Source organism: Terrabacter sp. P5_B1, from assembly GCF_056400505.1.
The window spans coordinates 1-8,702 of the sequence record NZ_JBFULD010000175.1 but is presented as its reverse complement, the minus strand read 5'-3'; the positions used below and the strand labels follow the sequence as shown (position 1 = coordinate 8,702).

Sequence of the window (8,702 nt, the reverse complement as noted above, 5' to 3'; positions counted from 1 at the left end):
ATGCCGGGAAGTCGGCCGGGGTGCTCGTCAGCGTCGCGCGGCCCGCCCAGTAGACGCCGGTGCGCTCGCCCATGCCGACGGTGGCGGCGGCGATGAGGAAGGTGCGCTCGCGGTCGGCGGTGACGTGGAGGCCGGCGGCGCGCAGGGCGCGGGCGAAGCCGAGGAGCAGCTCGTCGACGCCGGGCCCGGGAGGTGGCTGGAGCTCGACGGTCATACGGTGAGCAGCTTGTCGAGCGAGGCGCGGATCCTCTCGGAGTCCTCGCGGTACTTCAGGGCGGCGCCGAGGGTGGCGGCGGCGACCTCGGCGTCGAGGCGCGTGGCGCCGACGGTCTCGAGGGCGCGCGCCCAGTCGAGCGTCTCCGCGACGCCCGGGGGCTTGATGAGCTCGCCGGAGCTGCGGAGGCGCTGGACGAGGGTGACGACCTGCTCGGCGAGCGCGGCGGAGACCTCGGGCAGGCGGGTTCGCACGATCTCGAGCTCGCGGGCCAGGCCAGGGTGGTCGATCCAGTGGTAGAGGCAGCGGCGCTTGAGCGCGTCGTGCAGCTCGCGCGTGCGGTTTGAGGTCAGCACGACGATCGGCGGGGTGGCGGCGCTGATGGTGCCCAGCTCGGGGATCGTCACCTGCCACGTCGAGAGCACCTCGAGGAGGAAGGCCTCGAACTCGTCGTCGGCGCGGTCGATCTCGTCGATGAGCAGCACGCACGGGGCGGCGCGGAGCGCCTCGAGCACCGGTCGGGCGAGGAGGAAGCGCTCGTCGAAGAGCTCGGCCTCCAGGGCCGCGGTGTTGGTCGGGCTCGGGTCGTGGTGCTCGTCGCGGCTCAGGGCCTCGACGGTGCGCAGGTGCAGGATCTGGCGCGGGAAGTCCCAGTCGTAGAGGGCCTGCGTCGCGTCGATGCCCTCGTAGCACTGGAGCCGGATGAGCCGGAGGGCGAGCGCCTGGGCCAGGGCCTCGGCGAGCGCCGTCTTGCCGGTGCCGGGCTCGCCCTCGAGCAGGATCGGCCGGTTCAGCCGGGTCGCGAGGAAGGTCACCGTCGCGAGCGCCTCGTCGGCGAGGTAGCCCGTGCCGCCCAGGGCGGTCGTGACGTCGTCGGCGCTGGCGAACACGTGATCCATGCCCTGAGCATCACTCATGAACCGGGCTTGGGGAAGCGGAGGGCCCGTCTAGCGGGACGTGTCCAGCTCGCCCCGGGTGTCGGCGTCGCGCCCCGTCGCGAGGTCGCCGCACTCGACGAGCTCGTGCGGGTGCGCGCGGTAGTAGTGCCGGGCGCCGTGGTCGCCGAGGGCCGTCGTGACGACGCCCTCCCAGTGCTCGCGCCCGATGAGCGCCGGGTGCCCCGGGTGGTGGTCGTATGCCGCCCGCCGCAGCACCCGACGCAGGGCGTGCTCGTCCTCGTCCCGCGGCACGTCGAGCACCCGGGCGACGACGTCCGGGGTGAGGTCGGGCAGGTCGACGAGGGTCACGAGCACGGCGTCGACGCGCCCCTCGCCCTCGTGGCTCGCACGAGCCAGGGCGGTCAGGCCGGACCGGAGGCTCGCGCCCATGCCCTCGTCCCAGTCGTGGCAGGTGACGACGTCGACGTCCCGACCGAGGGTGGTCACGATGGCGGTGACCTCCGGGCCGGCGGCCCCGACGACGACGGTGACGCCGGCACAGCCGCCGTCATGCAGCAGGCGGATCGCGCTCTCGACGAGCGTCGGCTCGTGCGGGTGACGGCGGATGAGGGCCTTGGGGCCACCCATCCGGCGACCGGCGCCAGCGGCCAGGACGAGCCCGCGCACGTGCGCGGACCGCCCGTGCCCGGCGGCCGGGTGCGGCGCGGTGTGGCTCTCACTCACAGCCGAAACGTACCCCGGCGGACGCGGCCCCTGCGAGCATTCCCGTGACGCCTCGGGAACCAGGAAGACCCTGGAGCAGGGCTCAGGTGCTTGCCTGATCCCCCGGAGCGGTCAACGCTCTGTAGTCTCACCACCAACCGTCGATTCTGGAGGAATACAGATGTCGCAGCTCAGGTCTCCCCTTGTCGGCTACGCGGCCGTCGTCTCCCTCGCAACCCTCGCCCTCGCCGCCTGTGGCTCGAACTCGGGTGGCAACACCTCTGGTAGCAACCCCTCGGGTGGGCCGCAGCTCGTCAGCTCGGACGCCCTCACGGTGTGCACGCACCTGTCCTACAAGCCCTTCGAGTTCAAGGACAGCTCGGGCAACGTCGTCGGCTTCGACATGGACCTCGCGCAGAACGCCGCGAAGCAGCTGGGGCAGTCCAAGGTCACCATCGTCGACATCGACTTCGCCTCGCAGACGTCCGGCGCCGTGTTCGCCGCGAAGAAGTGCGACATGGCGATGGGCGCGGTCACCATCAACGACAAGCGGAAGCAGTCGGTGGCGTTCTCGGAGCCGTACTTCAGCGCGACGCAGGCCCTCCTCGTGAAGAAGTCCTCAGGCATCACCGACCTGTCGTCCCTCAAGGGCAAGAAGCTCGGCGTGCAGACCGACACGACGGGACAGGCCTACGCGGAGAAGAACAAGGACGCCAACGGCTACGAGACCGTCGTCTTCGACGACCTGCCCACCGAGATCGCGGGCGTGCAGTCCGGTCGTGTCGACGGAGCGATCAACGACAACGGACCACTGCTCGACTTCACCAAGACCAACCCGGACTTCGCGGTCGTCAAGGAGTTCGACACCGGCGAGCAGTACGGGTTCCTCTTCCAGAAGGACGACGCCAACGCCGCCAAGATCAAGGACGCCTTCAACGCGGCCCTCAAGAAGTCGATCCAGGACGGCTCCTACAAGGACAGCTACAAGAAGTGGTTCGGCTCCGACCCGGTCGCGATGCCGAGCGTGTCGTGAGGTCAGTGCCATGACGTCACCGGCAGCAGCGGGGCGGGTGCGCACGCTCTCGCCCCGCAAGCGGGCCCAGCGCATCCGGTGGGTGCAGTACGCCGTCCTCGTCGCCGCCGTAGCCCTGCTCATAGCGGTCGCAGACCTCCGCCAGATCCAGAAGGTCTTCTTCCGGGGTGACCTGATCGTCGACACCCTGACCCAGGGACTCGGCCGTGCGCTCCTCAACACCGTCATCTATGCGGTGGGCGCGTTCGTCCTCGGCCTGGTGCTCGGGACGATCCTCGCCCTCATGCGCCTGTCGTCCGTGGGTCCCTACCGGTGGATAGCGACGGTCTACATCGAGTTCTTCCGAGGGTTGCCGGCCATCATCGTGCTCCTGGCTTTCGGGCTGCTGCCGCTGGCCTTCCCGGGCATGGAGATCCCCTTCGGCATCTACGGAACGGTGTGGAGCGCGCTCGGCATCGTCGCGGCGGCCTACATGGCCGAGACGATCCGCGCCGGCATCCAGGCCGTGCCGAAGGGGCAGGTCGAGGCAGCCCGGTCGCTCGGCATGCCGGCCGGGGCCGCGACCCGCAAGATCGTTCTCCCACAGGCGTTCCGGATCGTCACCCCGCCGTTGACGAACGAGCTCATCCTCGTCGTGAAGGACAGCTCGCTCGCCTACATCATCGGACTGTCCGCGACATCCTTCGACCTGACGAAGTACGGCCGGGACCTCGCGAACACGAACGCGAACCTCACCCCGCTCGTCATCGCGGGTCTCTGCTACCTCCTCATCACGCTGCCCCTCACCTTCGCGGTCAGGCGCATGGAAGCGAAGTCGGCGAGGGCACGATGACGGCGAACCCGGCCCCGATGCATACGACCTCGTCGGACGGCGAGGCAGTCGTCGTCGAGATCACGGACCTGCGCAAGTCGTTCGGGTCGGTCGAGGTGCTGACCAACATCACGACCTCGATCAAGCAGGGTGAGGTGGTCTGCGTCATCGGGCCCTCCGGCTCCGGGAAGTCGACGCTGCTCCGGTGCATCAACCTGCTCGAGCAGCCGAGCGGCGGCACCGTGCTCGTCGACGGGGTCGACGTCACCGACCCCGACTGCGACATCGACCGGGTGCGCAGCAAGATGGGGATGGTCTTCCAGCAGTTCAACCTCTTCGCCCACCTGACCGTGCTCGACAACTGCACCGTCGCGCAGCAGGTCGTCCACAAGCGGGGCAGGGCCGAGGCCGGGAAGATCGCCAGGGCCAACCTCGACAAGGTGGGGCTCGCGGACCGGACCGAGGCCTTCCCGGCGCAGCTGTCAGGCGGGCAGCAGCAGCGCGTCGCGATCGCCCGTGCGCTCTCGATGGACCCGGAGCTCATGCTCTTCGACGAGCCGACGTCTGCGCTCGATCCCGAGCTCGTCGGCGAGGTCCTGGCCGTCATGCGACGGCTGGCGTCCGAGGGCATGACGATGATCGTGGTGACGCACGAGATGGCCTTCGCGCGTGAGGTGGCCGACCGCGTCATCTTCATGGACGGCGGCGTCATCGTCGAGGAGGGGCACCCCGACCGCGTCATCGGCGACCCGCAGCACCGGCGGACCCGCACATTCCTCAAGCGGGTCCTCGACCCCACGCACGTCGACCCCGAGGTCGACGAGGACCCCGACGAGGAACGGCGAGCCCAGATCAAGGAGGCCGAGCTCGCGGCGCGGGCACAGCCGCACATGCCGGACGACATCAAGGAGCAGCGGTTCTGATGCCGGGTCCGACGGGCGAGGTCGCCGTCGTCGGTGCTGGGCTGATCGGCCTGTTCAGCGCGCACCACCTGCTCGAGCGTGGGTATGCCGTGACCGTCCTCGAAGCGGGCGGGCTCGGCGGGGGCGCCGCTCGCGTCAACGGGGGCTGGGTCTGCCCGGCACGCAGCGACCCGCTGCCGTCGTGGGGTGTCGTGCGCGACGGGATGCGCTCGCTCACCTCGCCGGAGAGCGGCAGCTTCTTCTTGCGGGCCCGGGCGCTGCCGGGGGTGGCGGGCTATCTGACGCGGTTCCTCGCGAGCTCGGGTGYGGGCCGGTTCGCCCGCTCCTGGGACGAGCTCGACGTCCTGAACGGTCGAACGGCCGGGCTCGTGGACGAGCTCGTCGATGCCGGGATCATCGACGACCTGCAGGACGAGGGCTTCCTCATGCTGCACTCGACCCGCGACGAGGCGGAAGCGTCACGGGCGTCCCTGCTCGGTGTCTCGCGGCGCGGGCTCAGCCCGGCACCCGAACCGGTCCTCGGTCGGCAGGCCCTGCTCGAGCTGGAGCCGGGGCTCGGCGACGCATCGCAGTTCGGGTTCGTCCACCGGGGAGACCGATGGCTGGATCCGTCGCGGCTGGTGGATCGCCTGGCCGACTCGCTGAGCTCGCGAGGCGCACGCTTCCTGACGGACACGCCGGTCCGGGCGGTGCGGCAGCGCGGGTCACGGGTCGAGCTCGCGACAGGCTCTGGTGTGGTGGAAGCCGGCCATGCCGTCATCGCTGCGGGCGCCTGGTCCGAGCAGCTGCTCCGGCCCCTCGGGATCCGGGGCTACGTGACCCCCGGCAAGGGCTACAGCTTCACGATCCATCCCGCGCACCCCCCGACGCACGTCCTGCGGCTCGGCCACACGCACGTCGGCGTGACGCCCATGGGTGACCGGACGCGGGTGGTCGGCATGGTCGAGCTGGACGGGACGGCCGAGGGCCTGCACGCCGGGCGCATCGACGTCATGAAGACCAAGGCGGCGCCCTACCTGTCGGGGATCGACTGGCGTGCCACCTCGGACGAGCACGTCGGACCTCGCCCGATGACGCCCGACGGCAAGCCGCTCATCGGCTGCGCGCCGGGGGCCGAACGAATCGTCGCGGCGACCGGGCACAACATGCTCGGACTCAGTCTCGCTGCTCCCACGGCGTCACTGGTGGTCGAACTCGTGGCGCGCGGCCCGGCGGCTGCGATCCCGGCCTTCGATCCGATGCGTTTCACCCGTCGACGACCTTAGGTTCACGTCGTTCGAAGGTGGCGTCGAGGACCAGCTCGAGCACGGCGAAGGGGCCGCAGGACTTCGGGCGCCCCCAGCGGGCGCGTTCCGCTGTACGCGACCGCCCAGTGACGGTAGATGCGCCGGGAGCACAGTCGCATCGGACCGCCCGCTCAGTGCGTGTCCACGACCTGTTCCCAACCGCCCCGATGTCACAGGTGCGGCACGTATGAGTCGTGTCTCTGGATCGTCACCCGAGGGCTGGACCCCAAGGGCACGGGCAGGCACGATGGACCAACGGCGGAAGGCGCGCGCTCAATGTTCGCGGTCACCTTCGCCGACTGCATGCCGGCCGCCGAGAACCTCTGAAGATCAAGTGCCAACACACGCCGTGGTCGAACCTCATGAGCGAGGTCCGCCGTGGACCGCTCGGTCAGCGTCAACTAGTCCGGAGGCAGTCAGCACATGTTCAACGACAACGGTTCGTTTCTGCTCGCCATGTTCGAGTTCTTCATCTTTCTGGCATGGTTCATGTGCCTGTGGTGGATCTTCGGCGATGTCTTCCGCAGCAACGACTTGGGCGGCTTCGCGAAGACCCTGTGGGTTCTCTTCATCATCGTGCTGCCGTTCCTTGGCATGTTCGTGTACCTCATTGCCCGTGGTCGCGGGATGAACGACCGTGCGCTGGAGGCCCAGAAGGTGATGCAGGAGCGACAGGCGGAGTACATCAAGTCGGTCGCCGGAGGTTCCTCGCGGTCGAGCACGACCGATCAGATCGCCTCGGCCAAGGCCCTTCTCGATTCGGGAGCGATCACCCAGCAAGAGTTCGACCAGATCAAAGCAAAGGCGCTCGCCCCGGCTTGACCCACGATGTGTTGGCGGCCGATAGAGGGCGTCGCGGATCACAGGCTTTTGCTCAGGTCGGCAGCTTGCGCGCGGACCACACGTAGGTGCCACCCTGGGCAGCGATCAGTCCGCCGCGCTCATCGATGATGCGACGCACGGCCCGCCGCAAGGCAGTCAGCCGTTCTTGACCCAGCCGTTGATGGTCGCTGAGCGTACCCAACATCCCAGTCCAGTCCACGGCGTCGAACTCGCGGACCCACCGGTAGCTGCGTGTCTCTCCCGGCGACAACGACGTGACGCCACGGAAAGGGTCCGCATCCTCGAGCCCGCTCGGGTCCTGACCCACGACGGACAGGTCCGGGGCATACGTCTCGTAGGCGAGGCGAAACCCTGTCAGCACGGAGTCGTCTACTACGTGGTAGTTCCAGAACAGCGCGATGACTCCGCCCGGGCGGAGAAGCGACGCCGCCTTGGGCCCTCCGATGACCGGATCGATCCACTGCCACGCATGACCGCAGGTGACCAGATCGAACATCTGACCGTGCCTGTCCCAGTTCTCGAACGAGACGACATCCACCTCCACCCCACGCGCGCGAGCCACCGCCGCCATCCGCTCGTCCGGCTCCACACCGACCACGCGGAAACCGCGGTCGGCGATGGCCGCCGCCACCTTGCCGGTACCACACCCCACATCCAGCGTGTTCGAGGGACGAGCGGCGAGCAGATCGTCGATCAGCGCGTCGGGATAGCCAGAGCGGAACCTGTCATAGGCCTCCGCCGCCGAGCCGAACGACTCCGCGCGCCCTCTGTCCTGGTGGATCCCCTCCAACGGCACGCCACGATGCTGCCACGACACACCGCCCAGGCGGGCTCCGAGGCTCAGCCAGATTCGCATCTGCCCAATCCATGAGTCGTGGAAGGTGCGTCACACCGAGCGCCGGCGGACCCGCGACGCTGCACCCGGCATCAACGGAGTGTTCGGCTTGTGCCGCTCGCGATCCTGTGCCCACGATGGGGAATGCGCTACGTGGAGCTGCGTCGGCACACCGACAACGACGGCGACGAGCTGACCGCCCAGGGTGTGGCGGAGGCGGAGGCCATCGGCCGCGAGGGCCTGCAACCGCCGTATGCCGCCTTCGTCTCCACCGGCGCGGCGCGCGCCACCCAGATGGTCACGATCCTGCGCCACGCGGCTGGGCAGGACGACCTTCCCATCTCCGTCGTGACGGGGCTGCGCTCGTCGGTCGAAGACCGCTGGCGGACCGCGGCCAGGGCGGCGGGTAAGGGCGCCACCGTCGAACAGATCCGCGAGATCGACCCCGACCTGGTCGAACACGAGGAGCGGCTCCTCGGAGCCGTACTGCGCGGGGTCGTCGAGTCTCTTCCCGACGGCGGCCGGGCCCTCGTCGTGGGACACAGCCCGACGAACGAGGCTGCGGTTTCAGGCCTGACAGGTGAGCCCGTCGAACCGCTCGGCAAGGGTGCCGGCGTGCTGCTCGTCGAGGACGACCGCAAGTTCAGCATCAGACCGCTGTAGGACTGCAGACCTCATTACCGCCCGCACGTGAAGGAGTCTTGAACACGTGCATGGCTGGGCTCGGGCCTCATCGGCCGCTCTTGCCGAGCCGAGTGCGTCCTTTCGCCGGCCGTCCACCTCTGCGGCGCATGGGGTGCGCCCATCAGGCAGTCGCTGGGCTGGAGGAGGTGCCCGCCTGAGTCTGTGAGGGAGCGTTGTCGTAGGCGGGATGGCGGCTCGACACCTTGCGCGCCTCGGTCAGATGCCCGCCCAAGTAGGCGCCGACTCCGGAGACGGTCGCTCCAACGAGCGCAAGTCGCGCCCCGGCCCTGTGCCGGCCGTTCCGGCGGGCCGTCCATGACGCCGCGTAGACGCTGATCGCCACGGCATTGGTCACCGCGTGGACCAGGCCCACCCGCTTCTCGCGCGACCCCGCGGCCGACCACTCGGCCCAGCCGGCCCACGTTGTCGGGCCGACCGCGAGGAGACCGGTGCCGACGAGCCGCTGCGCCGC

General features: G+C 69.5%; 9 protein-coding genes and 3 pseudogenes. 7 read left to right on the top strand and 5 right to left on the bottom strand.

Annotation, left to right across the window (positions count from 1 at the left end; translation table 11 throughout):
* The 3 genes and pseudogenes from AC1DP0_RS13400 to AC1DP0_RS13390 form a co-directional block, all read right to left on the bottom strand.
* Positions 1–214 (bottom strand): annotated as a pseudogene (locus AC1DP0_RS13400) (vWA domain-containing protein); the annotation flags it as partial.
* Positions 211–1,113: an AAA family ATPase gene (locus AC1DP0_RS13395; protein WP_478085046.1), complete on the bottom strand. Its 903-nt coding sequence runs from the start codon at positions 1,111–1,113 to the stop codon at positions 211–213. The pseudogene AC1DP0_RS13400 and the gene AC1DP0_RS13395, both read right to left, overlap by 4 nt.
* 48 nt (positions 1,114–1,161) lie before the next feature.
* Positions 1,162–1,836 carry a nucleotidyltransferase family protein gene (locus AC1DP0_RS13390; RefSeq protein WP_478085045.1) on the bottom strand — a complete coding sequence of 225 codons (675 nt, stop codon included), beginning with the start codon at positions 1,834–1,836 and terminating at the stop codon, positions 1,162–1,164.
* 160 nt (positions 1,837–1,996) lie between these two features.
* Here AC1DP0_RS13390 and AC1DP0_RS13385 point away from each other — a divergent pair, with 160 nt between their 5' ends.
* The 6 genes and pseudogenes from AC1DP0_RS13385 to AC1DP0_RS13360 all read left to right on the top strand — a co-directional run bounded on the left by AC1DP0_RS13385 (position 1,997) and on the right by AC1DP0_RS13360 (position 6,690).
* A complete protein-coding gene (locus tag AC1DP0_RS13385) occupies positions 1,997–2,848 on the top strand; it encodes an ABC transporter substrate-binding protein (RefSeq protein WP_478085044.1) in 852 nt (283 codons plus the stop codon).
* Positions 2,849–2,858: 10 nt separating this feature from the next.
* Entirely contained in the window at positions 2,859–3,680 is an 822-nt protein-coding gene (locus AC1DP0_RS13380) for an amino acid ABC transporter permease (RefSeq protein ID WP_478085043.1), read from the top strand.
* Positions 3,681–3,697: 17 nt separating this feature from the next.
* Entirely contained in the window at positions 3,698–4,582 is an 885-nt protein-coding gene (locus AC1DP0_RS13375; RefSeq protein WP_478085047.1) for an amino acid ABC transporter ATP-binding protein, read from the top strand.
* Positions 4,582–5,847 carry an NAD(P)/FAD-dependent oxidoreductase gene (locus AC1DP0_RS13370; protein ID WP_478085042.1) on the top strand — a complete coding sequence of 422 codons (1,266 nt, stop codon included), beginning with the start codon at positions 4,582–4,584 and terminating at the stop codon, positions 5,845–5,847. The genes AC1DP0_RS13375 and AC1DP0_RS13370 overlap by 1 nt, the downstream gene beginning before the upstream one ends.
* 216 nt (positions 5,848–6,063) lie before the next feature.
* Positions 6,064–6,195 (top strand): annotated as a pseudogene (locus AC1DP0_RS13365) (IS256 family transposase); the annotation flags it as partial.
* A 96-nt stretch (positions 6,196–6,291) separates the two neighbouring features.
* Positions 6,292–6,690 (top strand): SHOCT domain-containing protein, encoded by a 399-nt coding sequence (locus AC1DP0_RS13360; protein ID WP_478085041.1) that lies wholly within the window; start codon positions 6,292–6,294, stop codon positions 6,688–6,690.
* A 52-nt stretch (positions 6,691–6,742) separates the two neighbouring features.
* Here AC1DP0_RS13360 and AC1DP0_RS13355 read toward each other — a convergent pair whose 3' ends face one another.
* Positions 6,743–7,567: a class I SAM-dependent methyltransferase gene (locus tag AC1DP0_RS13355; RefSeq protein WP_478085040.1), complete on the bottom strand. Its 825-nt coding sequence runs from the start codon at positions 7,565–7,567 to the stop codon at positions 6,743–6,745.
* 123 nt (positions 7,568–7,690) lie between these two features.
* Between AC1DP0_RS13355 and AC1DP0_RS13350 the strand changes: the two genes are divergently transcribed.
* Positions 7,691–8,209 carry a hypothetical protein gene (locus tag AC1DP0_RS13350; protein ID WP_478085039.1) on the top strand — a complete coding sequence of 173 codons (519 nt, stop codon included), beginning with the start codon at positions 7,691–7,693 and terminating at the stop codon, positions 8,207–8,209.
* Between the two features lie 142 nt (positions 8,210–8,351).
* Here the strand turns inward: AC1DP0_RS13350 and AC1DP0_RS13345 are convergent.
* Positions 8,352–8,702: pseudogene (locus AC1DP0_RS13345) on the bottom strand ((2Fe-2S)-binding protein); the annotation flags it as partial.